This is a genomic window from Sphingosinicella sp. YJ22 (assembly GCF_011320075.1).
In the GTDB taxonomy this organism is placed as follows: domain Bacteria; phylum Pseudomonadota; class Alphaproteobacteria; order Sphingomonadales; family Sphingomonadaceae; genus Allosphingosinicella.
Genome location: NZ_JAANPA010000004.1, coordinates 60,227 through 85,525, shown reverse-complemented (window position 1 = coordinate 85,525; position 25,299 = coordinate 60,227). Strand labels below are relative to the sequence as shown.

Sequence of the window (25,299 nt, the reverse complement as noted above, 5' to 3'; positions counted from 1 at the left end):
CCATGGCGCCCGGCCGGCGAGGCCGGGGCAAGATGCTTGGCAGGGTGGCGTCTCCTTACTAAGGTGCGCCACCCCAGCCCGCAGACGCCGAACGGACCCGAAAACCCTATGCCGCGCCCGCGCTTCAACCGCATCCTTCTGAAGCTGTCCGGCGAGGCCCTGATGGGCGAAGGGCAGTTCGGAATCGAGCCAGAGACGGTCGGCCGCCTCGCCGAGGAAATCAAACAGGCCAAGGAAGCCGGCCACGAGCTGTGCCTGGTCATCGGCGGCGGCAACATCTTCCGCGGCCTCGCCGGCGCCGCCAAGGGCTTCGACCGCGCCACCGGCGACTATATGGGCATGCTCGCGACCGTGATGAACGCGCTCGCCATGCAGAACGCCCTCGAGAAGATCGGCGTCGACACCCGCGTCCAGTCGGCGATTCCGATGGCGACCGTGTCCGAACCCTATATCCGCCGCCGTGCCGTGCGCCACATGGAGAAGGGCCGGGTGGTGATCTTCGCCGCCGGAACCGGCAATCCCTATTTCACCACCGACACCGCCGCTGCCCTCCGCGCCGCCGAGATGAATTGCGACGCTTTGTTCAAGGGCACCAGCGTCGACGGCATCTACAGCGCCGATCCGAAGAAGGTGGCGAGCGCGCAGCGCTATGATTCAGTGACTTACAACAAGGTCCTCAGCGAGGATCTGAAGGTGATGGACGCCAGCGCCGTGGCCTTGTGCCGCGACAACAACATTCCGATCGTCGTCTTCAACATCCGCGAGCAGGGCAATCTCGCCAGCGTGCTCGACGGGGCAGGGGTGGCGACGATCGTCCAGAGCGACAAGAATGAGGGAGGACAAGATGCCGGCCTATAACAAGGACGACATTCAGCGCCGCATGCACGGCGCCGTCGAGGCGCTGAAGCACGATCTCGGGGGCCTGCGCACCGGCCGCGCCTCGACCACTCTGCTCGATCCGATCCAGGTCGACGTCTACGGTGCCAACATGCCCTTGAACCAGGTCGCCACGGTGTCGGCGCCCGAGCCGCGGCTGCTGTCGGTGCAGGTGTGGGACAAGTCGAATATCAGCGCGGTCGAGAAGGCGATCCGCAATGCCGGCCTCGGCATCAACCCGATCACCGACGGGCAGAATATCCGCCTGCCGATCCCGGACCTGACCGAGGAGCGGCGCAAGGAGCTCGCCAAGCTGTCGCACCAATATGCCGAGAAGGCCAAGATCGCGGTCCGCAACGTGCGCCGCGACGGCATGGACGCGCTGAAGACCGACGAGAAGAAGAAGGAAATCAGCGAGGACGACCACAAGCGTCTCGACGCCGAGGTCCAGAAGCTGACCGACGAGGCGGTCAAGGAGATCGACCAGGTCGTCGCCGCCAAAGAGAAAGAAATCCTCCAGAAGTGAGCGTCCGTCCGGCTTCAGCCGCCCCTCCCGCGATGGCGGGAAAGCCGCAGCCGGACGCCGCCGGGCCGCGCGACCCGCGCGTGCCGCGCCACGTCGCCATCATCATGGACGGCAACGGCCGTTGGGCGAAGGCGCGCGGGCTTCCGCGCGGCGCCGGCCACAAGCAGGGCGCCGAGGCCGCCCGCCGCGCGGTCCGCGCGGCCGGCGAGGCCGGGGTCGAGTGCCTGACCCTCTACGCCTTCTCGTCGGAGAACTGGCGCCGCCCGGAAGAAGAGATCAACGACCTCACCGGCCTGCTTCGCTTCTACATCCAGAAGGAGCTGGACGGCTTCCACAAGGAAGGCGTGCGGCTGCGCGTGCTCGGCGACCACAACGCCTTCGCGCCCGACGTCGCCAGGATGGTCGACAAGGCGATCGAGCGGACCAGGGACAATGGCCGGATGACGGTCGCGGTCGCGCTTAACTACGGCGCCCGCGGCGAACTGGTTCGGGCGATGCGGACCCTCGGCGGGCGGATCGCCGCCGGCGCGCTGGCGCCGGACGCGATCGACGAGGCGATGGTCGATTCGGTGCTCGACACCAGCGGCTTGCCGCCGCTCGACCTGCTCATCCGCACCTCGGGCGAATATCGCCTGTCCAATTTCCTGCTGTGGCAGGCGGCCTATGCCGAGCTGATCTTCACCGACACCCTGTGGCCGGATTTCGGCGCCGACCAGCTTCGCGCCGCCCTCGACGAATATGCGCGGCGCGAGCGCCGCTACGGTGGCCTGTGAGCGAGCGTCCGCCCGAGCCGAACGCGGTTCCGCCGCTCGCCGGAACGCCCGGCCACGTGCCCGATCTGCCGACCCGCTTCGTTATGGGCGTTCTGATGATCGCGGTGGCGAGCGTCGCGATCTGGTTCGGCGGCTGGCCGCTCAGGATCCTCATCACCATCGCCGCTGCGATCACCCTGGCCGAATGGGCCGACATGCACCGCGTCGCCTGGCCGTGGACCTGGCTCGGCGTCGCCTTGCTCGCGCTGCTGCTGCTCGGCGGTGGCGAATATCTCTATCCCGCCGGGGCGATCGACACGATCCGCCTCGACAGCGGCGAGGAGATGTGGGCGATCGACGACGCCACCTTCACGCCGGTCTGGTACGCGATGGCCGCGGCGCTCGCCACGGGCCTTCTGCTCGCCCTCGCGAGCCGGCGGCCGACGCTCGGATGGGGCTTCGTCTATGTCGCGGTTCCGGCGTTCGCCTTGCTGGTGATGAGCTGGGCGATCGGCTTCGGCCTCATTTTCTGGGTGATGATCGTCACCTGGGCGACCGACATCTTCGCCTATTTCGCCGGCAAGTCGATCGGCGGTCCCAAGCTGGCGCCGCGGATCAGCCCGGCCAAGACCTGGGCGGGCCTGATCGGAGGGGCGGCCGGCGCCGGGATCTGCGGCTGGCTCGCCGCCGACTTCTTCGCGCTGGGCGCGCCGTTCACCTGGCTCGGCGCGGTGATGGCGGTGATCGCGCAGAGCGGCGACCTCTACGAGAGCTGGGTCAAGCGGCGCTGCGGGGTCAAGGACAGCGGCACCATCCTGCCCGGACATGGCGGCGTGCTCGACCGGGTCGACGGGCTGATGGCGGTCAGCGTCGCGACCCTCGCCGTGCTGATGGCGGGGCTGTGGACCGGCTGAACCATGGCGAGGCGAATCACCATATTGGGTGCGACCGGGTCGGTCGGCCGCTCGACCCTCGACCTGATAGAGCGTGAAGGGGAGGGCGCGTTCGAGATCGTCGCGCTCACCGCCAACAGCGACGTCGCCGGGCTCGCCGAGCTCGCCCGCAATTTCCGCCCCGAGCGCGCGGTGATCGGCGACCCGGCCCGTTTCGACGAGCTCAAGGCAGCGCTCGCCGGCACCAATGTCGCTGTTTCGGCCGGCCGCGAGGCGATCATCGAAGCGGCCGGAGCGCAGGCCGACTGGACCATGGCGGCGATCGTCGGCACCGCCGGGCTCGCCCCGGTGATGCGCGCGCTCGAAGGCGGCGGAATCGTCGCGCTCGCCAACAAGGAGGCTTTGGTCTCTGCCGGCGCCTTGATGACCGAGGCGGCGCGGCGCTCGGGCGCGACCCTGCTGCCGGTCGATTCCGAGCACAATGCCGTATTCCAGTGCCTTCACGGCGCGCGCGCGGCCGAGATCCGCCGGATCATCCTCACCGCCAGCGGCGGCCCGTTCCGCACCTGGACCCTGGACGAGATGCGCGCCGCCACCCCCGAACAGGCGGTCGCCCACCCCAATTGGTCGATGGGCGCCAAGATCTCGGTCGATTCGGCGACCCTGATGAACAAGGGACTCGAGCTGATCGAGGCCTACCATCTGTTCCCGGTCAAGGCGGACCAGCTCGAGGCGGTCGTCCACCCGCAGTCGATCGTCCACAGCCTCGTCGAATATTGCGACGGCTCTCTGCTCGCCCAGCTCGGCCCGGCCGACATGCGGGTGCCGATCGCCTACACGCTCGCCTGGCCGCAACGCATGGCGACCCCGTGCACCGGCCTCGATCTCGCCACGATCGCCCGGCTCGACTTCGAGGCGCCGGACTTCGAGCGCTTCCCCGCGCTGGCCCTGGCAAGGCAGGCTTTGGCCGAGGGCGGGGCCAAGCCGGCGATTCTCAACGCAGCCAACGAGGTGGCCGTCGCATCCTATCTTGCGCGGTCGATCGGCTTCCTTGATATCGCCGCAATTGTAGGGGACGTCATGGCCGCCTACGATCCGCCCACGCCGGCGACGATCGAGGCGGTACTGGAGATCGATGCCGAGGCGCGCGCCGTCGCGCGCCGGGTGACTGGAAAGATCCACGTTTGAACGACCCGAGCTTTCTGCTGATCGTTGCCGCGTTCCTCGCGGTGCTGGGGCCGCTCGTGTTCATCCACGAGCTGGGCCATTATCTTGCCGGCCGCATGTTCGGCGTGGGGGCCGAAACCTTCTCGATCGGCTTCGGCAAGGAAATGTTCGGCTGGACCGACAGGCGCGGCACGCGGTGGAAGGTCGCGGTCCTGCCGCTCGGCGGCTACGTCAAGTTCAAGGGCGACATGAACGCCGCCTCGACACCGAGCGACGAGTGGCTCGCCTTGCCCGCGGCCGAGCGCAGCCAGACCTTCCAGGCCAAGCCGGTGTGGCAGCGCTTCATCATCGTCGCCGCGGGCCCGTTCACCAACTTCCTGTTCGCGATCCTCGCCTTCATGGCGATCTTCGCGGTCAACGGCTACCCGACCGCGACCGCGACGGTCGGAGCGCTGGTGCCGAACACGCCCGCCGCCGCGTCGGAGCTTCGGCCCGGCGACCAGATCGTCGCGATCAACGGCCGCGGCATCGATACCTTCGCTGATCTCAGCTCCTACGTCTCGCTGCGACCGAACACGCGGATGGAGCTGACCGTCGTCCGCGACGGCCAGGAGCTGCCGCTGGCGATCACCTCGGCCGAGAAGTCCGTCGAGGACGAATTCGGCAACAGCGCCCGCATCGGCCATCTCGGCATCGCGCCCGGCGTCGGGGCCAGCCTCGAGCGGCTGCCGCCGCATCGCCTGTTCCTCGCCGCCGTCGACCGCACCATCGGAACCGTGGAATCGATGATCGTCGCGCTGGGCCAGGTCATCACCGGCCAGCGCTCGGTCAAGGAACTGGGCGGTCCGCTCAAGATCGCCGAAGTGTCGGGCCAGCAGGCGACGCTCGGCTGGGTTGCCTTCTTCTGGTTCATGACCATCGTGTCGATTAATCTGGGATTCATCAACCTGTTGCCAATTCCTCTGCTCGACGGGGGTCACCTCCTTTTCTACCTCATCGAGGGCGTGAGGCGGAAACCGCTCGGCCCGGCGGCGCAGGAATGGGCATTCCGGACAGGGTTGATGGTGCTGCTGGCGCTGATGATCTTCATCACGTTCAACGATCTGGTCTCGTTCGGCTTCTTCCAGAGGCTGGCGGGTTGATCGGTTGGGCCGCTTCGGGCAGGGCAGCCGACGACAGGGAGAAGCCGGCCGTTCCGCCGGCGCGTAATACTAGGGCGGGAACCACGTGACGTCTCATCAAGCTTTTCCAAAAGGCCGCCACTTCTGCACCCTGCTGCTGGTCGGGACCGCGCTCGGCGGCTTCTCGGCCGCGGCCCACGCGCAGGACGGCCAGGCCCAGACCCAGCAGCCCGCGGCTCAGCAGGTTCCCACCATTCCGCTCACTCCGCCGGCGGTGGCGCCGGCCCAGCAGGTCGTGCGTTCGATCAACGTGACCGGCAACCAGCGGCTCGAGGCGGAGACGGTGATCTCCTACATCACGCTGCGTCCCGGCGAGGCTTATGACCGCAGCCGCATCGACCAGGCGCTTCGCGAGCTGTACGCGACCGAGCTGTTCGCCGACGTCCAGATCGCCGGCGTCGAGACCGGCAACATCGTCATCCAGGTCCGCGAGAACCCGGTCATCAACCGCATCATCCTGGAAGGCAACCGCCGCCTGAAGGACGACAAGATCACGCCGGAGATCCGGCTGGCGGCACGCCAGATCTTCACCCGCAGCCGCGCCCGCGCCGACGTCGCGCGCATCATCGAGCTCTATCGCCGCCAGGGCCGCTTCGCCGCACGAGTCGAACCGAAGATCGTCCAGCTGGACCAGAACCGAGTCGACGTCGTGTTCGAGATCGAGGAGGGGCCGCGTTCGCAGGTCCGCCAGATCAACATCATCGGCAACGAGGCCTATGGCGACAGCCGACTCGTGGCCGAGATGGCGACCCGCGAGGCGCGGGGCTTTCCGTTCAGCATCCTGGGCGGCGGCAACGAAACCTACGATCCCGACCGGATGGCGTTCGACCAGCAGAAGCTGCGGCAATTCTACCTGACCCAGGGCTATGCCGACTTCCGCGTCGTCTCGGCGGTGGCGGAACTGACTCCGGACCGGCGCGACTTCATCATCACCTACGTGGTCGAGGAGGGCCCGCGCTACAAGTTCGGCGAAGTCACGGTGAACAGCGAAATCCGCGACTTCAGCAGCGAGTCGCTGCAGGAAGCGCTGCCGATGCGCACCGGCGATTTCTACAATGCCCGTCAGGTCGAGGACACGGTCACCCGCCTCAATGAGCTCGCCGGCCTCTACGGCTACGCCTTCACCGACGTCAATCCGCGCTTCAGCCGCAACCCCGAAACGCTCACCATGGACGTCAATTTCCAGGTGAACGAAGCGCAGCGCACCTATGTCGACCGGATCAACATCTCCGGCAACACCAACACCGCCGACAAGGTGATCCGCCGCGAGTTCCGCCTCGCCGAGGGCGATCCGTTCAACTCGATCCGAGTCCGTCGCTCGCGCGACCGCATCAACAGCCTCGGCTACTTCCAGGAAAACCTGGAGATCGAGCAGCAGGAGCTCGGTCCCGACCGGATGGCGCTCAACGTCGAGGTCGAGGAGCGCGCCACCGGCGAGCTCCAGCTCTCCGCCGGCTTTTCGAGCATCGAGCAGATCCTGGTCAACCTGTCGGTCCAGCAGCGCAACTTCCGCGGCCTCGGCCAGCAGCTGCGTGCGGCGATCAACTATTCGAGCTATTCGCGCTCGTTCGAGCTGGGCTTCACCGAGCCCTATCTATTCGACCGCAACGTGGCGGTCGGCTTCGATCTCTACCGGCGCGATCTCAACAGCTTCAGCTTCGTCGGCAACGAGCGCCGCAGCACGTTCGACGAGGTGACCACCGGCGGCCAGGTCCGCGTCGGCATTCCGCTCACCGAGCGGATGCAGCTGGCGCTTCGCTACAGCCTCAACCTCAGCGAGATCAGCCTCGCACCGCAGCTCTACTTCACCGACCCGGACGGGACCGGCCCGCTGCCCGCGAGCTGCGACCCGCTTCTCGCCGGTCGCTACCTGTGCGACCTGCTCGGCGAGCGGGTGGTGTCGAGCCTCGGCTACACGCTGGTCTATTCGACGCTGAACAACAGCCTGCGGCCGACCAGCGGCTTTCGCGCGCTGCTCCAGCAGGACTTTGCCGGCCTCGGCGGCGATGTCCGCTATCTGCGCACCCGCGCCAGCGCGGCCCGCTACTGGAGCGTCGGCAGAGGCTTCGTGCTGTCGGCGAGCGCCGAGGGCGGCGCCATCTTCAGCTTCGAGGACGGTGCGCCCGGAGTCGACCCGATCCTGCTCACCGACCGCTTCACGCTCGGCAGCCCGCAGATGCGCGGCTTCGACATCCGCGGCATCGGCCCGCGCGTTCTGCGCCGGCCTTACGCCTTCGACGAGGATGGCGATCCCGTGGTCGACGCGGACGGCAACTTCGTCCTGGACGATAACGAGCAGCTGACCCGCGACGAGGCGATCGGCGGCCGTTATTATTATCTCGCCCATCTCGAGCTCGAGATTCCGGTCAGCAACGCGATCCGCGAGCTTGGCGTCCGCCCGTCGGTTTTCGTCGACGTCGGCGCGCTGTGGGGTGTGCGTCAGCCCAACCTGCTCGACATCACCCCCGGCTCCGAGCTGACTCTCAACTCCTGCCAGGCGGCGGACGGCACCATCATCCGGCTCCAGCCGGGCACGACGTCCTGCCCGCCCGGCTCCAACCCGTTCCGCCTGGGCGTCGAGCCGTTCCGCGAGGTGTTCGTCGGCGACACGCCGTCGCCGCGCGTTTCTGTCGGCTTCGGCGTGAACTGGAACTCGCCGTTCGGACCGTTCCGTATCGACGTCGCTTATCCCCTGCTCAGTCAGGAAGGCGACGACACGCGTATCTTCACCTTCAACGTAGGAACCGCTTTCTGATGAAGACCAAGCTTCTTGCCGCGGCCGTTATTGCCGCCGCTCTTCCCACCGGCGCGATCGCGCAGCAGCGCGTCCCGGCCGCCGTGGTCGCCGTCGTCAACACCGACCGCGTTCTTCGCGAATGCGTCGCCTGCGTGTCGGCGACTGCCGCGCTCCAGGCACAGGACACCAATTTCCAGCAGCGCCGCCAGGCCCTGCTCGGACCCCTCCAGCCCGAGGAGCAGGCCCTGCAGGCCGAAGTTACCCGGATCCAGGGGCTTAGCGGCGCCGCCCGCACCGCGGCTGAAAACGCCCTGCGCCCGCGTGTCGAGGCGTTCAACCAGCGCCGCCAGACCGCCGCTCAGGAGCTTCAGACCCTCCAGCAGAATTTCGAGAGCACCCGGGTCCATGTCGGCGCCCAGCTCAACCGTGCGCTCGAGCCGATCTACAGCCAGGTGATGACCGCCCGCGGCGCCAACCTGATCATCTCGACTGACGCGCGCCTCGGCAACGCGCCGGCGCTCGATGTCACCAACGACGTCCTCGCGCAGCTCAACCGAGCGCTCCCGGCGGTCAGCATCACGCCGATGCCGCAACAGGCTCCGGCGGCCCAGCCGGCCCAGCCGCAGCCGCAGCAGCCGCGCCCGCAGGGCCGGTGACGGAAGCGTCGAACCAGAGCGCTCCCGCTGATGCGGGGGCGCTCGACGTCCGGGCGGTGATGGCGGCTCTGCCCCATCGCTACCCGATGCTTCTCGTCGACCGAGTCGAGAGCCTGGTCCCGGATGAGCGGATCAGCGCGATCAAGGCGGTCACGATCAACGAGAGCTTCTTCCAGGGTCACTTCCCCGGCCGTCCGATCATGCCGGGCGTCCTGATCGTCGAGGCTCTGGCGCAGGCCGCGGGCGTGCTCGCGGTCCAGTCGCTCGGACTCGCGGGGTCGGGCAAGCTGGTCTATTTCATGGCCATCGACGGCGCCAAGTTCCGCACCCCGGTCGAGCCGGGCGTGCTTCTCCGCCTCGACGTCAGCTTCGTCCAGAAGCGGGCCCGCGTGTGCAAGTTCGAAGGCAAAGCCTATGTCGGCGACCTGCTCGCTGCCGAGGCCAATTTCACGGCGATGATCGCCGATCCGCCGACGGCCTGACCGGTTCGGCAGCGGCTCGCCAGTGGCTGCCGTCCCGCTCGATCCCGAACACCTCGCGAATGACGCCGCTGCCCATGACCTGATCGGGGCCGCCGTCGGCCGCGATCGCGCCCTTGCTCATCACGATCAGCCGGTCGGCGTAGCGGCGGGCGGCGTCGAGGTCGTGCATCGCGACGACGGCGGCACGATCGGCCTGCGCCACTTCCGCGCGCACCACGTCCATCAGCCGAATCTGCCACAGCGGGTCGAGATTGGCGGTCGGCTCGTCGAGCAGCAGCAGCTTCGGGCGCGGCGCGAGCGCGCGCGCGATCAGCACCCGGCTGCGCTCGCCGGTCGAGAGATGGTCCACGGTGCGAGGCTCGATTCCGTCGAGTTCGAGCAGCGCGGCATAATCGTCGATCTGCTCCGGTGAGGCACCGCCGAGCGCGATGAGGTCGCGCGGATGGAGCGGCCAGCGCAGGTCGCGGCTCGCCGGCAGGTAGGTGGCGAGGGCGGCGCGCCGTGCGGGGGACGTACGTCGCAAATCCTCCCCGTTGATCAATGTCCCGCCCGAAGAGCGGCCAATCCCGGCGAGCGCGTGGAGCAGGCTCGTCTTGCCGCTGCCGTTGGGGCCGACGAGGCAGGTGAGGGTGCCCGCCTCCAGCCGCAAATTGGTGCGCTCGAGGCGTCCCGCGAGGGCGAGGCCGAGCCCGTCGACGAGGCTCATCGCGCCATTCCCCAGCGCATCCGCGCCACCAGCCACAGGAAGAAGGGTGCGCCGACCAGGGCGGTGACGACTCCGATCGGCAAGGTGCGGCCGAGCGGGGCGAAGCGGCTGGCGAGGTCGGCGAGGATGAGCAGCAGCGCTCCGATCGCCGCCGCCGGCAGGATCGCCCGACCGGCATGGCCGCCGGTCAGCCGCCGAGCGAAGATCGGTGCGACGAGCCCGATGAAGCCGATCGCACCGCAGATCGCCACGCAGGCGCCGACGCCGAGCGCGCTGAGGCAGATGATCTGGAGCCTGAGGCGGCCTAGATCGTGGCCGAGCGACTCGGCAACCTCCTCGCCCAGCGCCAGCCGATCGAGGGGGCCGGCGAGCCGCGCCAGCCACAGAATCGCGACGGCGGCTGGGACGGCCGCGAAGCCGAGCTGGGGCAGGCTTCGGTCGATCAACGACCCCATCAGCCAGGAATAGGCGTCGTAGAAGGCGAAGGGGGAGGGGGCGAGAGCGAGCGCCAGGGTGGTCAGCGCTCCCGCGAGCGCGCTGATCGCGAGGCCGGCGAGGAGCAGGGTCGCGGTCTCGGCGCGGCGACCGGCGAGGCCGATCAGAAGCAGAAGGCTGGCAAGCGCCCCGGCAACGGCACCGATCGCCATCGCGAACGAGCTCGCCGCGCCGATGATATAGGCGGTCACAACCGCGCCCAGTGCCGCGCCGCTGGTGGTGCCGGTGAGGTCCGGCGAGGCGAGGGGATTGCCGAACAGCGCCTGGATCGCCGCGCCGGCGGAGCCGAGCATGGCGCCATAGACGAGCGCCAGCGCCGCCCGCGGCAGGCGCAGCTCGAGAAGGAAGGTCAGGCCGAGGTCGCGGTCTGCCGCGAGGAGCGCCTGCAGGCTCGACCATGGCAGCAACAACGACGCCGCGAATCCAAGCAGCGCCAGCACGCCGACCGACAGAATGACGCCATGCCTCATGCCGCGACCTCGCCGCGCAGGCGCACTATCTCGTCGACGAGAGGCGGGCCCATGCAGGTCCAGCGCCGGCCGTCGGTGGCGATCGTGCGGCTGTCCCGCGCCGCCCGCGCCAGCGGGTGGTTCAACCATGCTTGGCCTTGCGAATATTGCTCGGCGCGATAGTCGCTGCGCAGCAGCACGGCGGGCGGCCTCACCAGCAACGTCTCCAATTCGATGCGGTCGCCGGCGACGGGGCGCTGGCGAAGACCGGCGAGCGCCATCCACTGCGCTTCCAATCCTTCGGCGGCGACCGTGCGCCCGCCGCCGCCGACCCACAAGGTGTCGACGGATTGCTCGGGAGCGGATCGGCGCAGCGCCTCGATCCGCGCGATCGCCGCCGTGCCTTCCGCCTCGCGCCCGAGCGCTGCGGCGACGGTGTGGATCGACGCCATGACGTCGTCGATGCTCTGCGGGAACGGCAGGTCGACAGCCTCCACCCCCAGCCGTGCGGCGATGCCGAGGCGGTCGCCGCCTCCGCCCATGGTCAGCACGAGGTCCGGCCTCAGCGCCGCGGCCGACGCGAGCGTGCCGTCATTGGCGCGGTGCCGTCGCGCCTTGCGCCACAGGGGCGTCTCCTCCGGCTTGTGCGCCAGATGCGTGACCGAGGCGATCTGCGCCGGCGTGCCGAGCAGCAGCAGCAGCTCGTCGGTGCACAGGTTGAGCGACACCACGCGCACGGGCGGGCCGCCGCGCGGGCCCGGTGCGGGTTCGGGCGGCGGCGCGGCGCAGGCGGCGAGCGCCAGGCTAATCGCCGAAGCTAAGCCGAATGCCCGCATATACCGACCGTCCCGGAGTCGCATAGCCGACCACGTCCTGATACTGTTCGTCGAACCCGTTCTCGACCCGCGCATAGGCTTCCAGCACCTCGCTGATCCGGTAAGCAAAGCGTGCGCTGGCAAGTACATAGGCGCCGAGCTTCACAACGGGTGCGGGAAACAGGTCGAAGTCGCGGTCGGTCCGCTCGCCGACATAAGCGAGCGATCCGCCGAGCGTCAGCGGTCCGATCCGCCAGTCGCCCGCGAGGTTGGCGGTGTGCTCGGGCCGCCGCACTTCGCGCAGCGCAGCCCCCGCAGTCTCCGGCTCGCGCGTGTCCGTATAGGTATAGTTGGCCGAGACCCGCAGGCCCTCGCTCGGGCGCCATTCGCCCGACAGCTCGATTCCGCGCCGCCGGCTCTCGCCCGGCGCATTCACCACCGTGTAATTGGGGAAGATGCTGAAATCCTCGACGATCTCCTCACGGAGGTCGTTCGAGAAGGCGATCGCCTCCAGCGAGAAGGCGGGGCGCCGCCAGCGAAGTCCGCCCTCGAATCCCTCCGAGCGCTCGGGGCGCAGGTCCGAGTTGCCGATGAAGCCCGAGCCCGGGCCGAAGCCGAACAGGTCGACGAAGCTCGGCTGGGCGATGCCCTCGCCATAGCCGCCGACCAGCGCCACGCCGCCGCCGAGGTCGAGCTCGGCGTGGAGGCGAAGGGTCGTCGCGTCCCGGAACGCGCTGAAATCGTCGTGGCGAACGGCGACGTCGGTGGTGAGGAGGTCGCCCCATTCGGCCCGCCACTCGCCGACGAAGGCGGTGCGCCCGCGCTCGAGGTCGCGGTCCGAAGCGCCGCCGAACTGCAGATCGCGGGTGCCGAACGCCTCTTCCTCATGCTCGGCCGCGACGACGATGGTATGGCGCGTCGTGCTGACCTCAAAACGCCGCACCGCCTGCGCGCCAAGGCGGGTGCGTCGGCCGTAGCTGGCATTGGTCGGCGTGTCGGCGAGGCGGTTGCGGTTCTCACTGTCGAGATGCTGCCCCTCGATCTGCACCTGCCATGGCGTCACGGCGTCGCCATAACCGAGCCAGATCCGGCCCGCCTTCGTGTCGACCTCAGACACGTCGGCGGTGTCAGCCCGCTGAAAGGTGAAGGGGTCACTGGCGTCATATTCGGTTTCGTGGCGGACATAGCGGCCGACCGCGCCCGCGTTGAAATCCCCGAAGCGGACCGCGCCCCGAAGCGCGGCGGTCAGGGTCTCGAAACCATCCCGGTCGCCGGTTCCGCCACCGAGGATGTCGATGCCCTCGCCGCGAGCGAAACTGAGCGTGCTGGACAGGCCAGCGTGCTCGCCCCCGGTCGCGAAGGCGCCGGACGCGCGCAGGAAGTCGCTGCTTCCGAGCTCGACGCTGGCCGTGCCTCGCCGTGTCCCGAGCGGATCCGGGCTTTCCATTGCGATGACCCCACCCAGGGCCTCGGACCCCCACAGGGCCGATTGTGGCCCGCGCACCAACTCCATCCGGCCGAGCCCGTCTGCGCTGAAGGTCTCGAACCGCGCCTGGTTGCCCGCGGCGAGGTCGTTGAAGGCGATCCCGTCTATGAAGACGAGCGTGTGGTTGGCCTCGGCACCGCGCAGCCGCACCTGGGTCAGCGCGCCTTGGCCGCCCGACACCGACACCGACGCGCCGGGGGCGAGGCGGATGAGGTCGCTTGCCTGGGCAGAGCCGAGCGCCTCGATCCGAGCGGCATCGAACAGCGTGACGGAAGCCGGCGCATCGTCCTCCGCCACCGGCACGAGCGAGGCCGTGACGACGACCTCCTCGTCGGCGACAGGGGTTGCAGCCGCGTCCGGGACCTGCAGCGATGCAATGAGCAATGCGGAAATCATCTGTTCCTCCTTCAAGCGACACACAGGTGTCGCCTCGGAGGAACCGGCGCGGCGTCATGCCACGGCGGCGCCACGCGCTGGCGGCTGGTCCCGGCCGGACGCGGACGACGGCGAAGGCAGGTCTCCTGGCTCGCGGCTCAGACGCGCCATCATCCTTTGCGGATGACGGGCTCGCCGCTTACAGTTGCGGGCACAGCGCCGGTTTCGCACCGGCTTCCCATTTTCATCCCCGCTTGCGCGGGGACACCTTCGCGGGGAGGGCGGCTACGCCCGCCGCTCCACCTTGTCAATCGATGGGCGAGCCGCTAAAGGCGCCGCTTCCCAGACCAGTAGGCTGGTCGGAAACCAGCCGAAATCCCGGAAAGAATTCGATCCATGAAGACCGATACGCATCCCGACTACCACATGATCAAGGTGCAGATGACCGACGGCACCGTGTTCGAGACCCGCTCCACCTGGGGCAAGGAAGGCGACACGCTGCAGCTCGACATCGATCCCACCGCTCACCCGGCCTGGACCGGCGGCTCGGGCAAGATGCTCGACACGGGCGGTCAGGTCGCGCGCTTCAACAAGCGCTTCGGCGGCCTCAAGCTCACCGGCAAGAAATAAGCTCCTGCGAGCGCGAGGGGGAGGCGTGATCCCGGTCCTGACGACCGACCGCCTCGTCCTTCGCCCGCACCGGGCCGAGGATCTCGATGCCGTCGCCGCGATGACCGGCGACGCCGCGGTCATGCGCTATATCGGCGGCGTGCCGCAGCCGCGCGAGGACAGCTGGCGCCGAATGCTATGCGGCCCGGCGATGTGGATGCTGCTCGGCTACGGTTACTGGATCGTCGAGCGCCGCGCCGACGGCGCGGTGATCGGCCAATTGGGCTTCGCCGACTTCAAACGGGCGATGGAGCCGACCATCGAGGGCCTGCCCGAGCTCGGCTACCTCTTCGCTTCGACCGCCCACGGCCAGGGCTATGCCTCGGAAGGCGTCGCCGCGGCGCTGGGCTGGGCCGACGCTACGCTGTCCCACGACCAGATCGTCGCGATCATCGACGAGGCCAACGCACCGTCGATCCGGGTCGTGGAAAAGGCCGGCTTCACGCATCGCGAGCCGGCCTCCTATCGTGACGACACCATCCTGCTGTTCCGCCGGTTCAGGCGGAACGGCTGAGAACTACTGGCGCTCGCGCCACTCGCGGGCGGTGAGGCACACGCGGCGGGTCGACATGCGGCTCGACGAACCGGCCTCGACCCGGCGGCAGATCAGGCGCTCGCCATTGGCGTTGCGGCCGCCCTCGGACGCGCCCTCAGGGAGATTCTGCTGGCCGGTCTCGATATTGCTGCCGTTGCTTCCCGACGCGCCGGTGACCTGGGCAAGAGACGGGGTGGCAATCAAAAGTGACGCAACCGCAACAACCGCAAGCTTCATGACGAACTCCCCGCCCTTCAAATAAAGACGCTTTCCTACGTTTGTAATACAGCCGAGGTCAAGCGCCTCTATTCACTCGACAAAGTTATCGCCCAGAGGCGGGCTCGGCCGGTCGGACACCTGGCGCTTGCCGTCGATGACGATCGGCGAGGCGAGGCCGGGAACCCCGTCGAGGTCGAGCTTCAGCCCGCGGTGACGCACCTGCGGGTCGTCGAACACCTGGGCGATGTCGTTGATCGGCCCCGCGGGGATGCCGGCCGCTTCCAACGCTTCCGAGAATTCGGCGCGGCCGCGCGTCCCAATCGCTTGCTGAAGCAGCGGAATCAGTTCGGCGCGGTTGGTGACTCGGCCGGGATTGGTGCTGAAGCGTTGGTCGGCGGCCAGCGAATCGAGGCCGAGGAGGGCGCACAGCCGCTCGAACTGCCGGTCATTGCCGACCGCGACGATAACCTCGCCGTCGCGCGCGCTGAACGCCTGATAGGGGACGAGGTTGGCGTGGCCGTTGCCCATGCGGTGGGGGACCTTGCCCGACACCATCCAGTTCAATGCCTGGTTGCCGAGCACCGCGACCTGGGTGTCGAGCAGGGCCATGTCGATATGGGCGCCTTCGCCGCCGCGATCGCGCTCGCGGAGCGCCGCGAGGATCGCGACGGTGGAATAGACGCCGGTGAAGATGTCGGCGAAGGCGACTCCGGCTTTCTGCGGCGCTCCGTCGGGCTCGCCGGTCAGCGACATGATTCCGCCCATGCCCTGGATGATGAAGTCGTAGCCGGCGCGCGGCGCATAGGGCCCGTCCTGGCCGAAGCCGGTGATCGAGCAATAGACCACGCCCGGGTTGGCGGTTCGGACGGAGTCATAGTCGAGACCGAAGCGCTTCAATCCGCCGACCTTGAAATTCTCAATGATCACATCGGCTTCAGCCGCGAGTTTGCGAATGCGGTCGAGGTCCTGGGGATCGTCGAAATCGACCGCGACCGAGCTCTTGCCGCGATTGCAGGCGTGGAAATAGGCGGCCGCGCCGTCCTCGGCGAAGGGCGGGCCCCATTGCCTGGTGTCGTCGCCCGCGCCCGCGCGCTCGACCTTCACCACCTCGGCGCCAAGGTCGGCGAGCAGCTGCCCCGCCCACGGCCCGGCGAGGATCCGCGCAAGCTCGAGGACCTTCAATCCCGCAAGCGGCTTATCCATCAGAAGGCGGAAATGCCCGTGATCGCCCGTCCCAGGATCAGGCCGTGGACGTCGTGGGTGCCCTCATAGGTGTTGACCGTCTCGAGGTTGGCGGCGTGGCGCATCACCTGGAACTCGGCGGAGATGCCGTTGCCGCCATGCATGTCGCGGGCGATGCGGGCGATCTCGAGCGCCTTGCCGCAATTGTTGCGCTTGATCAGGCTGATCGTCTCGGGGATCAGCTCGCCGGCGTCGAAGCGGCGGCCGACGCGAAGCGCCGCCTGCAAGCCGAGGGTGATCTCGGTGACCATGTTGGCGAGCTTCAGCTGCACGAGCTGCGTGGCGGCGAGCGGACGGCCGAACTGCTTGCGGTCCAGCGTGTAGAGGCGCGCGGCGTGATAGCAGGCCTCAGCCGCGCCCATCGCGCCCCAGCCGATGCCGTAGCGGGCGCGGTTGAGGCAGCCGAACGGGCCCTTCAGCCCTTCGACGTTGGGAAGGAGATTCTCCTCGGGGATCTCGACCCCGTCCATGACCACTTCGCCGGTGATCGAGGCGCGCAGGGAGAGCTTGCCCTCGATCTTGGGCGCCGAGAGGCCCTTCATGCCCTTTTCGAGCACGAAGCCCTTGATCTTGCCGTCATGGGCGTCCGACTTCGCCCACACCACGAAGACGTCGGCGATCGGCGAGTTGGTGATCCACATCTTGGCGCCCGACAGGCGATAGCCGCCGTCGACCTTCTGCGCGCGGGTGCGCATTCCGCCCGGGTCGGAGCCGGCGTCCGGCTCAGTCAGGCCGAAGCAGCCGACCCATTCGCCGCTGGCGAGCTTGGGAAGATATTTGCGCTTCTGCTCCTCGGTGCCGTAGGCGTTGATCGGGTGCATGACGAGGCTCGACTGCACCGACATGGCCGAGCGGTAGCCGCTGTCGACCCGCTCCACTGCCCGGGCGATGAGGCCGTAGCTCACATAGTTGAGCCCGGCGCCGCCATATTCGGGCGAGATGGTCGCTCCGAGCAGTCCGAGCGCGCCCATCTCGTTCATGATCTCGCGGTCGAACTTTTCCTCGAGATAGGCCTCGGTCACCCGCGGCTGGAGCTTCTCCTGGGCATAGCTCTCCGCGGTGTCGCGGACCATGCGCTCCTCGTCGGACAGCTGTTCGTCGAGGCCGAAGGGGTCGGCCCAATCGAACGCGGTGATCTTCCCGGCGGCGTGCGTGCTCTTCATCTGCATGGCGCGCGATTAGCCCTTTGCCGCGTGCGAGGGAAGGGCGGGCGGGCTAGTCCGCGGGGCTTTCGGTCGCCCCCTCGTCGGCTTCGGCATCGCCGCCTTGCTCGCCGCGGCCAAGGGCCTGCGCGATCATCTGGCGTGCCGCGGCGGCGGCCTGCGGGTTATGCGGGTCGGCCGAAACCGGAGCGAGCAAGCTCACCACCCGTGCCGCGTCGCCGCGCTGCAGCATGAACGCGGCGGCGGCGAACCGGATCTCGGTCACCTGCGGCGCCAGCTCGTGGGCGAGGATGATAAGATTGGCGGTGTTCTCCGTATTGCCTTCGGGGCCGCCGCGAACCGCCTCGAAATAGCGGTAGAGAGTCTGGAAGTGATTGGGGTCGGCGCGGTGCGCCCGCACGAACCATTGGCGGGCGAGCAGCTCCTCTGCGGCCGGATCCTGCGCGTCCTGCGCCGCGGCCAGGTGCAGCCGCCCGCGCAGGTACATGAGTTCGGCGTCGTCCGGTATCTCGGCGATCAATCCGTCGAGCAGGCGCGCCGCCGACGCCCGGTCGCCGTGGAGCAGCTCGGCATGGGCGAGGACTCGGCGCGCGAACGGGTCGCCGGGGTGGCGCGAGGCGGCGGCGCGGATCGCTTGAAGCTGGCCGGCTTCGGCGGATTCGCGAATGCCGACGCGCAGCGCGGCATGGCTGAGGATGAGATCGTCCGCCGCCCGGGGCAACGTGGTTACGGTGACCGGCGGCGGGGCCGCGGTGCTGCCCCGGCGCATCCGCCGGAAGTTGATCGAGCCGTCGCGGATATAGTCGCGCAGCTCGCGTTCCACACGCCGCGCATCCATGCCGGTCGCCTGCTGGATCGCTGCGACGGGGTCGCTTCGCCGTGCCGCGACCAGATAGCGGCCGAGCGCCGCCTGCCTCTCGGGATTGCTGTAGAAATAATGGGTGAGCAGCCAGCTCTGGCTGTAGAACATCGACACGCCCTCGGGCGTCAGGCCGCTCGGCCTGCCGCCCAGCAGACGGTCGAGCGGCAGCCAGCCCTCGTGGACGAGCCAGGAGGTTCGGCCGCGAGAGAAGTTGCCGATGTCGATCGCGTCGCGGGTGAACCGCACCGTCGAGAAATATTCTGCGAAGCCCTCGACATACCAGGCGGGGTAAGCCCCCGGCGCCTGCTGAAGCATGAAATGGTGCGCATATTCGTGGAACAGCACTTCGTTGAGCGAGCCGGCGTTGTCCACGCTGACAAAGGCGCCGATCCCCTCGGGAGAGGCGCTGTAGAAGCCGGCGACGTTGCGGTTGAGGTCGCGGATTCGGGTCAGCGCGCGATTGTCGTCGACCAGATAGACGTGGAGCTTGGCCGGGGCGGGCGGGCCGTTGACGTTGGTGACGGTGCGCAGCAGCCGGTCGAAATCCTCGAGCAGCAGAATACGCTCGCGCAGCCGCGCTTCCGATCCCTCGCCATAGACGATGAAATTGGGGCTTTCGGCGCGACGCCACTCGGCCTGTGCCGCCGCCGGCAGCAACAGGGCCAGCATCGCTAAAGTCAAACGAATCAATCGCATAGTCGCCCCCCCCGAAGGCTCGGGAGGCTATAGCCACATGGGCGGCCAATCAACCATTGCGGGTGATCAGGTCTGCTTTACGATTGCGGATCAGGACGCGGCGAGCACGTCGCGATAGGGCACGAACATCAGCCGCTCGCCGCAGTCGAGGCGGACGCTGACATAGCCGCCGACCGGCACCCGGCCCTCGCGCAGGCGCCGGCGGAACACCCGGCGAACCTTCTCGCGGGCGACCTCATAGGCCTTGCTCGCGTCGGGGCATTCGCAGCCCTCGCGGTCGGGGAAGAAGTCGCCATTCTCGCAGAGATCGAAGAAATATCTGCGCACGCGCGAATCCTGGCTGGTCTGGCTCATTGCCAGTTGAATGATCGATTCACAGGAGGGTTCCGCGCGAACTGATCGACTGTGGCGATTACGGTATCGCCGCCAGCCGCGCCCGGTCGGCCTCGTCGATCGCCACCAGCGACGTGCCCTTGCTCTCGCGCATGATCAGCGCGGAGATCAGGCTGACCGCTCCGGCGGCGAGGATGTAGAAGGCGATCGGCTGCCACGCGTCATATTCGCGCAGCAGCCAGGCGCCGATCAGAGGCGCCCACGAGCCGGCGACGATCGCGGTGACCTGATAGCCCAGCGACACGCCCGAATAGCGCACCCGGGTCGGGAACATCTCGGTCATGATCGCCGGCTGCGGCGCGTACATCAACGCGTGGACGACGAGGCCGAGCATGATCGCGGCGAGGATGGTGACGGTGTCGCCGCTGCCGAACATGGGGAAGGCGATGAACGGCCACGCCATCGTCGCCGCAGCGCCGAGGATGTAGACCGGCTTGCGCCCGAACCGGTCGCTCGCCCGCCCGACCAGCGGGATCGTCATCACGTGCAGGATGTGGCCGAGGAACAGCAGGGTCAGGATCCGCGTCGAGTCGACGCCGACATGGGCGAGATAGGTGATCGAGAAGGTGACCACCATGTAATAGAGAATGTTCTCTCCGAACCTCAGGCCCATCGCGGTGAACACGCCGCGCGGATAGCGGCGGAACACCTCGACGAGGCCGTAGCCGGCGTCGGCTTTGCTCTCGATCTCTTCCTTGGCCGCCTTGAAGATCGGCGAATCGCTGATCTGGGTGCGGATGTAATAGCCGATCACCACGATTACGACGGACAGCCAGAAGCCGACGCGCCATCCCCAGCTCATGAACGCCTCTTCGGTCAGCGTCGCCGACAGGGTCAGAAGCACGATGGTGGCGAGCAGGTTGCCGATCGGCACCGCGGCCTGTGGAAAGCTGCCCCAGAAGCCGCGGCTGCGGTTGGGGCTGTGCTCGGTGACGAGGAGGATGGCGCCGCCCCATTCGCCGCCTAGGGCGAAGCCCTGGATGAAGCGCAGCAGGACGAGCAGGGCAGGGGCCCAATAGCCGATCGTCGCGAAGCTCGGCAGGCAGCCCATCAGGAAGGTCGAAGCGCCGATCAGCACGAGGCTGAACTGGAGCAGCGACTTGCGGCCGACCTTGTCGCCGATATGGCCGAACACGATGCCGCCGAGCGGCCGCGCGATGAACCCGACCGCGTAGGTCGCGAACGCGGCGATGATGCCGTCTAGCGGGTTGCCGGTGGCCGGGAAGAAGAGGGTCCCGAACACCAAGGTCGCGGCGGTGCCGTAGAGGAAGAATTCGTACCATTCGACGACCGTCCCGGCCATCGACGCGCCAACGACCTTGCGCAGATAGGGCAGGTCGGCCAGTTCTTCGTGCTTCATCACCGCGTCCCGTACATGCGGTCGCCGGCGTCGCCCAGCCCCGGAACGATATAGCCGTGGTCATTGAGCTGTTCGTCCATGCCCGCCGCCCAGATCGGCACGTCGGGGTGGGCGGCGCGCAGCGCCTCCACGCCCGGTCGGGCCGCGAGCATGCACACGAAGCGCATGTCGCACACGCCCGCTTCCTTCAGCCGGTCGACCGCGGCGATGGCGGTGTGGCCGGTGGCGAGCATCGGATCGACGACGATGACCAGGCGCTCGGCGCAATCCTCGGGCGTCTTGAAATAATATTCGACCGCCTGGAGCGACGTCGGGTCGCGGTACAGGCCGATATGAGCGACGCGTGCCGACGGCACGAGATCGAGCATGCCTTCAGCCATTTGCAGGCCGGCCCTCAGAATCGGTGCGAACACCAGCTTCTTGCCGGCGATGACCGGCGCGTCGGTCTCGGCGATCGGTGTCCGCACCCGCGCCAGCTCGGTCGGCAGATCTCGCGTGACCTCGTAGCAGAGCAGCGTGGCGATCTCGCGGACGAGGGCGCGGAACACCGATGTCGGCGTGTCCGCGGCGCGCAGCTTGGTGAGCTTGTGCTGCACCAGCGGGTGCGACACGATCGTGAGGCCGTCCATCGTCAAAACACCGTCCCGTCGCTGATGATGTGGAAAGGGGGTCCGCCGTCGGCGCGGCGCTGCTTGGCGATTCGCCGGCCCGCGGCCCAGCTGCCGCCCTCGAGCATGCGCGCCAAAGGAAAATCCGCTTCCTTGACGCCGAGCAGATCGCGCACCTGCGGCGCCATCCGGTCGAGCAGGGCCACGGTCATCGCGCGCCAGGCGACGATGAGCGGATCCGAGACATGATGCGCGCGTTCGGCGTCGCTTGGATCGGTGAGCTGTAGCACGCCGGTGTCAACGAACAGGCCGCCGTTGCGATATTCAGCGAGGCCGGTGAGCCCGTCGATGTCCACGACCTCGATGCCCGCGTCCTGCAACGGCTCGATCAGCGAATAAGCCAGCCATTGCGACAGCTTGTGGAGCGGCACGAGACCATCGGTGACGTCATCGCGTCGCATCGCCGGATGCCGCCAGCAGTCGCCGAGCGCGACTCCGTCCAAGACAAGCCGGTCTTGCCAGATCGGCCCCAGCGCCTCGAGCAGAAGCTGGAGGATCGCCGCCGCCGGAAGCCTCCCGCCCGCGGCGCGTGACGCCAGAACGTCATAAAGTCCGCCAGGCCGCGCCGCGCCTTCGGCCGCAAACAGATCCGGTCGGGCCAAGACCTGGGCGCCGAGCCGCCGGATCAGCGCCGCGCGCCCGTCGAGGCCGACCAGCGGATTGACGTCATCGACCTGGAAGCCGGCCGCAAGAGACGCCGCCTGGAGGTCGGCGAGCGCGCCTCCGTCGGCGCGGAGCGGGGAGGCGGCTTCCGCGGAAAAGGCGCCGGCCTCGAACATGCGCTGGCTCGCCACCGCCAGCCCCTCGGACCGCGAATAGGTGAGGCCGCGGTCCCGGTACCGCCAGTCCGGCCCCGCGCCCGCGTCGAGCAGCACCGACAGGATGACGAGGTCGAACGCCGCCCGCGCCCGCGCCGCCCGCTCGTCGCTTGGCGGCAGCTGCGGATCGCCGGCGATGAAGTGACGCCAGCGCGCGTGAAACGGGATGTCGAGCTCCGGATAGCTCTGGCGGGTCACCTCGACGGTGAGCTCGGCGGCGTCGCCGAGCCGCGACGGATCCACCCGCCAGCCGTCGACCTTGCCGTCGAGGGCGAGCTCCAGCATCTCGTGCCCCCGCTCGCGGACCGCCGCCGCACTCAGCAAGCGGCGAAGCGCTTCATGGTCGTGGGTCATGTGACGTCAGAATTTCCCGAGGTCGCGGCCGACCACCTTCTTGAGCGCCTCCTCGCTCGGCGCGCCCTCGGGCGTGAAATAGCCCGCGGCCTTCTTCGCTTCCATCTCGACGCTGGCGTCGGGGGGCACCAGCTCGGCGGGGATCGGGACTCGCTCGCCGATATCGATCCCGCCGCCGACCAACGCGTCATATTTCATGTTCGACATCGACACAAAGCGGTCGATGCGGCTGATCCCGAGCCAGTGGATGACGTCGGGCATCAGCTGCTGGAAGCGCGCGTCCTGAACTCCGGCGACGCATTCGGTCCGCTCGAAATAGGTCGCCGCCTGGTCGCCGCCGGGCTGACGCTTGCGGGCGTTGTAGACGAGGAATTTCGTCACTTCGCCGAGCGCTCGGCCTTCCTTGCGGTTGTAGACGATGAGGCCGACCCCGCCGTCCTGCGCCGCCCGCGTCGCTTCCTCGATGCCGTGGGTGAGATAGGGCCGGCAGGTGCAGATGTCGGAGCCGAACACGTCGGAGCCGTTGCACTCGTCATGGACGCGGCAGGTGAGCTTCTTCTCGCCCAACGCCTCCGGGTCGCCGAAAATATAGAGCGTCATGCCCCCGATCGGCGGCAGGAACACGCTGAGGTCCGGGCGCGTGACCAGTTCCGGATACATGCCGCCGGTCTGCTCGAACAGGCAGCGGCGAAGGTCGCCCTCCTTGACCCCGAACCGCTCGGCCACGCCCGGCAGCCACCACACCGGATCGACCGCGATCTTGGTGACCGACACGTCGCCGGCCTCGTGGACGATGTCGCCGTCGACCGCGAGCCGCCCGGCGGTGATAGCCTCCTTGATCTCGTGCAGGGTCAGCCGCGCCTTGGTGATCGCGATCGACGGGCGAAGGTCGACGCCTTGCGTGATCAGCTCGGCGAAATCGTGCGCGACGCGGTGGCCCCAGGGGTCGAGCGAGACGATCTTGCCCGGATCGGCCCATTGCGGGTGCGGGCCGATCTCGCACACCGGCGAAGTGTCGTTGAGATCGGGCCGCGCCTGCGGGTCCATCGCCCCGGACGAGATCGCGAGCGCGCGGTAGATCGAATAGGAGCCGCCATGAGCGCCGATCGCGTTGCGGTCCGCGCCGGCATTGACCGTCGCGATCACCGGCCCGCGCTCGGCCGCGCTCTCCGCGCCCCAGCGAAGCGGGAAGCGCGCCGGCCCCCGCGACCCCGGGTGCGACGTGAGCCTGATGTGACCGCGATTCCCTTCCGCCATCCCGCATTCCCCCGCCGGCGGCCTCTCATGGGCCGTCCACTACAGGGAGGTTACGGTAGCGCGCGGTTCCCCGCTAGTCTGCTATTTCACAAAAGAATCAGGAGGTTGGCGGATGGGGTGGGATTCGAACCCACGGTGGGCTTGCACCCACGGCGGTTTTCAAGACCGCTGCCTTAAACCACTCGGCCACCCATCCGTCCGTTCTGGCGCAACGCATTCAGCGAAGGGCCATGTCAAGTCTTTCATGGAACAACCAGTCCGTGACATAGTCCCGGGAAGAGGTGAGTGAATGCTGCTGAATACCCTGTCCTTCCTGCTTGCCAGCTTCACCATCGGCGGCGGCGCCGCCGATCAGGCCCAGGGCGTGCGGTCCGCCATGCTGGTCGGCCGCAGCGTTCCGGCCGCGGTTGCAAGCGGTCCTCGACCGGCGGCGGTGCCGGCCCTCGCGGCCACCGTGACCGCCGCCTCGACCACGGCGATCCAGGTCAGCGGATTGAGCGACGACGGCTTCCGGGCCTATCTGCCGCGTCTACGCCAGGCCGCGCTCGCCGAGGGCGTCCGCCCCGAGACGATCGACCGAATCTTCCCGACCCTTGCCTTCTCGCCGCGTACCGTGCAGCTCGACCGCCAGCAGCCGGGCGGCGCGCCGGGCACTGCGAGCCCGCCGTTCGCGCCCTATCTCGCGCGCCACGTCACCCCGTCGCTCGTCGCCCAGGGGCGCAGCCGCTACGCCGACAATATCGGTGCATTGAACGTCATCCGCCAGCGCTACGGAGTCGATCCCTCGGTCGTCGTCGCGATCTGGGGCAAGGAGACGTCGTTCGGCCGGATCATGGGCGATTTCGACCTTTTGAACAGCCTCGCCAGCCTCGCTTATGACGGCCGCCGCCGCGATCTGTTCACCACCGAGTTCGTCGCCACTTTGAAGATGGCCGAGCGCGGCTTCTCGCGCTCGACCCTGAAGGGCAGCTGGGCCGGCGCCACCGGTCAGTCGCAATTCCTCCCCTCGGTCTATATCCGCCTCGGAGTCGACGGCGACGGCGACGGCCGCGCCGACATCTGGAACAGCCATATCGACGCGCTCGCCTCGATCGCCAATTACCTCAGCAACGCCGGCTGGAGGCCGAACGTGCCGTGGGGCGTCGAGGCGCGGGTTCCGGCCGGCTTCGACCGCGCCGCGGTGCGCAACAATCTGCGCGCGCCGCGTTGCGCCCGCGTGTTCGACCGTCACAGCCGCTGGCTGAGCATGGCCGAATGGCGCCGCCTCGGAGTCGTCCCGACCGGCTCGGCCCGCATCGCCGACACCGAGATGGCCTCCTTGCTCGAGCCCGACGGTCCCGGCGCGCCCGCTTACCTGCTGACGCAGAACTACCGGGTCATCCTCGATTACAATTGCTCGAACTTCTACGGCCTCACCGTCGCACTGCTGGCCGACCGCATTTCGCGCTAAATCGCAGGTTTCCGCCT

25 protein-coding genes, 1 tRNA gene and 1 riboswitch are annotated in these 25,299 nt (G+C 68.3%); of the genes, 12 read left to right on the top strand and 14 right to left on the bottom strand.

From position 1 onward, the window contains the following. Positions 1–108 precede the first annotated feature (108 nt). The 9 genes from pyrH to fabZ all read left to right on the top strand — a co-directional run bounded on the left by pyrH (position 109) and on the right by fabZ (position 9,270). Positions 109–858 (top strand): UMP kinase, encoded by a 750-nt coding sequence (pyrH, locus tag G7B71_RS02945; RefSeq protein WP_166037708.1) that lies wholly within the window; start codon positions 109–111, stop codon positions 856–858. Further along, complete coding sequence (gene frr / locus G7B71_RS02940; protein WP_166037706.1) at positions 845–1,402, top strand: ribosome recycling factor; 558 nt, start codon at positions 845–847, stop codon at positions 1,400–1,402. Before pyrH ends, frr begins: the two co-directional genes overlap by 14 nt. Before the next feature lie 32 nt (positions 1,403–1,434). Next, entirely contained in the window at positions 1,435–2,175 is a 741-nt protein-coding gene (locus G7B71_RS02935) for an isoprenyl transferase (RefSeq protein WP_166037704.1), read from the top strand. Beyond that, the gene (locus tag G7B71_RS02930) at positions 2,172–3,068 is read left to right on the top strand and encodes a phosphatidate cytidylyltransferase (RefSeq protein ID WP_166037702.1); all 897 of its coding nucleotides are present in this window, start codon (positions 2,172–2,174) and stop codon (positions 3,066–3,068) included. The genes G7B71_RS02935 and G7B71_RS02930 overlap by 4 nt, the downstream gene beginning before the upstream one ends. Positions 3,069–3,071: 3 nt before the next feature. Further along, entirely contained in the window at positions 3,072–4,235 is a 1,164-nt protein-coding gene (locus G7B71_RS02925; protein WP_166037699.1) for a 1-deoxy-D-xylulose-5-phosphate reductoisomerase, read from the top strand. Further along, positions 4,232–5,356 carry an RIP metalloprotease RseP gene (gene rseP / locus G7B71_RS02920; protein ID WP_166037697.1) on the top strand — a complete coding sequence of 375 codons (1,125 nt, stop codon included), beginning with the start codon at positions 4,232–4,234 and terminating at the stop codon, positions 5,354–5,356. The genes G7B71_RS02925 and rseP overlap by 4 nt, the downstream gene beginning before the upstream one ends. A gap of 85 nt (positions 5,357–5,441) precedes the next feature. After that, positions 5,442–8,150, top strand: a complete 2,709-nt coding sequence (gene bamA / locus G7B71_RS02915) for an outer membrane protein assembly factor BamA (RefSeq protein WP_243406071.1) — start codon at positions 5,442–5,444, stop codon at positions 8,148–8,150. Then, positions 8,150–8,788 carry an OmpH family outer membrane protein gene (locus tag G7B71_RS02910; protein WP_166037695.1) on the top strand — a complete coding sequence of 213 codons (639 nt, stop codon included), beginning with the start codon at positions 8,150–8,152 and terminating at the stop codon, positions 8,786–8,788. Before bamA ends, G7B71_RS02910 begins: the two co-directional genes overlap by 1 nt. Positions 8,789–8,847: 59 nt before the next feature. Further along, the gene (gene fabZ, locus G7B71_RS02905; protein WP_243406073.1) at positions 8,848–9,270 is read left to right on the top strand and encodes a 3-hydroxyacyl-ACP dehydratase FabZ; all 423 of its coding nucleotides are present in this window, start codon (positions 8,848–8,850) and stop codon (positions 9,268–9,270) included. On the opposite strand, the gene G7B71_RS02900 is transcribed toward fabZ, so the two are convergent. From G7B71_RS02900 to G7B71_RS02885, 4 genes are read right to left on the bottom strand one after another with little or no spacing between them, the layout of a single operon-like run. Then, positions 9,236–9,976, bottom strand: coding sequence for an ABC transporter ATP-binding protein (locus G7B71_RS02900; RefSeq protein WP_166037691.1), 741 nt, complete (start codon positions 9,974–9,976; stop codon positions 9,236–9,238). The genes fabZ and G7B71_RS02900 overlap by 35 nt on opposite strands. After that, positions 9,973–10,941 carry an iron ABC transporter permease gene (locus G7B71_RS02895; protein WP_166037689.1) on the bottom strand — a complete coding sequence of 323 codons (969 nt, stop codon included), beginning with the start codon at positions 10,939–10,941 and terminating at the stop codon, positions 9,973–9,975. The genes G7B71_RS02900 and G7B71_RS02895 overlap by 4 nt, the downstream gene beginning before the upstream one ends. Then, complete coding sequence (locus G7B71_RS02890; protein ID WP_166037688.1) at positions 10,938–11,756, bottom strand: ABC transporter substrate-binding protein; 819 nt, start codon at positions 11,754–11,756, stop codon at positions 10,938–10,940. The genes G7B71_RS02895 and G7B71_RS02890 overlap by 4 nt, the downstream gene beginning before the upstream one ends. After that, positions 11,725–13,617, bottom strand: coding sequence for a TonB-dependent receptor (locus G7B71_RS02885; RefSeq protein WP_166037686.1), 1,893 nt, complete (start codon positions 13,615–13,617; stop codon positions 11,725–11,727). Before G7B71_RS02885 ends, G7B71_RS02890 begins: the two co-directional genes overlap by 32 nt. Positions 13,618–13,714: 97 nt before the next feature. After that, a riboswitch (cobalamin riboswitch) is annotated at positions 13,715–13,883 on the bottom strand. 109 nt (positions 13,884–13,992) lie between these two features. Here G7B71_RS02885 and rpmE point away from each other — a divergent pair. Together rpmE and G7B71_RS02875 are read left to right on the top strand one after the other, a co-directional pair. Continuing rightward, entirely contained in the window at positions 13,993–14,226 is a 234-nt protein-coding gene (rpmE, locus tag G7B71_RS02880; RefSeq protein WP_166037684.1) for a 50S ribosomal protein L31, read from the top strand. 25 nt (positions 14,227–14,251) lie between these two features. Next, positions 14,252–14,779: a GNAT family N-acetyltransferase gene (locus tag G7B71_RS02875; protein ID WP_166037682.1), complete on the top strand. Its 528-nt coding sequence runs from the start codon at positions 14,252–14,254 to the stop codon at positions 14,777–14,779. Positions 14,780–14,782: 3 nt separating this feature from the next. On the opposite strand, the gene G7B71_RS02870 is transcribed toward G7B71_RS02875, so the two are convergent. The 10 genes from G7B71_RS02870 to G7B71_RS02825 form a co-directional block, all read right to left on the bottom strand. Further along, on the bottom strand, positions 14,783–15,037 hold the full coding sequence (locus G7B71_RS02870; RefSeq protein WP_166037680.1) for a DUF3421 domain-containing protein: 255 nt from the start codon (positions 15,035–15,037) through the stop codon (positions 14,783–14,785). A gap of 72 nt (positions 15,038–15,109) precedes the next feature. Continuing rightward, a complete protein-coding gene (locus tag G7B71_RS02865) occupies positions 15,110–16,222 on the bottom strand; it encodes a CaiB/BaiF CoA-transferase family protein (protein ID WP_166037678.1) in 1,113 nt (370 codons plus the stop codon). Further along, positions 16,222–17,430, bottom strand: coding sequence for an acyl-CoA dehydrogenase (locus G7B71_RS02860; protein WP_243406070.1), 1,209 nt, complete (start codon positions 17,428–17,430; stop codon positions 16,222–16,224). The genes G7B71_RS02865 and G7B71_RS02860 overlap by 1 nt, the downstream gene beginning before the upstream one ends. A gap of 46 nt (positions 17,431–17,476) precedes the next feature. Beyond that, positions 17,477–18,955: a tetratricopeptide repeat protein gene (locus G7B71_RS02855; RefSeq protein WP_166037676.1), complete on the bottom strand. Its 1,479-nt coding sequence runs from the start codon at positions 18,953–18,955 to the stop codon at positions 17,477–17,479. Positions 18,956–19,072: 117 nt separating this feature from the next. Next, positions 19,073–19,309, bottom strand: a complete 237-nt coding sequence (locus tag G7B71_RS02850; protein ID WP_166037674.1) for a hypothetical protein — start codon at positions 19,307–19,309, stop codon at positions 19,073–19,075. Positions 19,310–19,394: 85 nt separating this feature from the next. Continuing rightward, positions 19,395–20,735 carry an MFS transporter gene (locus tag G7B71_RS02845; RefSeq protein WP_166037672.1) on the bottom strand — a complete coding sequence of 447 codons (1,341 nt, stop codon included), beginning with the start codon at positions 20,733–20,735 and terminating at the stop codon, positions 19,395–19,397. Beyond that, entirely contained in the window at positions 20,735–21,364 is a 630-nt protein-coding gene (gene upp / locus G7B71_RS02840) for a uracil phosphoribosyltransferase (RefSeq protein ID WP_166037670.1), read from the bottom strand. Before upp ends, G7B71_RS02845 begins: the two co-directional genes overlap by 1 nt. Positions 21,365–21,366: 2 nt before the next feature. After that, positions 21,367–22,575 carry a DUF1688 family protein gene (locus G7B71_RS02835; protein WP_166037668.1) on the bottom strand — a complete coding sequence of 403 codons (1,209 nt, stop codon included), beginning with the start codon at positions 22,573–22,575 and terminating at the stop codon, positions 21,367–21,369. Positions 22,576–22,581: 6 nt separating this feature from the next. Continuing rightward, positions 22,582–23,832, bottom strand: coding sequence for a GTP cyclohydrolase II (locus tag G7B71_RS02830; RefSeq protein WP_166037666.1), 1,251 nt, complete (start codon positions 23,830–23,832; stop codon positions 22,582–22,584). Positions 23,833–23,938: 106 nt separating this feature from the next. Continuing rightward, positions 23,939–24,028, bottom strand: a tRNA-Ser gene (locus G7B71_RS02825). A gap of 93 nt (positions 24,029–24,121) precedes the next feature. On the opposite strand from G7B71_RS02825, the gene G7B71_RS02820 reads away from it, so the two are divergent. Continuing rightward, entirely contained in the window at positions 24,122–25,282 is a 1,161-nt protein-coding gene (locus tag G7B71_RS02820) for a lytic murein transglycosylase (protein ID WP_243406069.1), read from the top strand. The last annotated feature ends 17 nt before the right edge of the window (positions 25,283–25,299 follow it).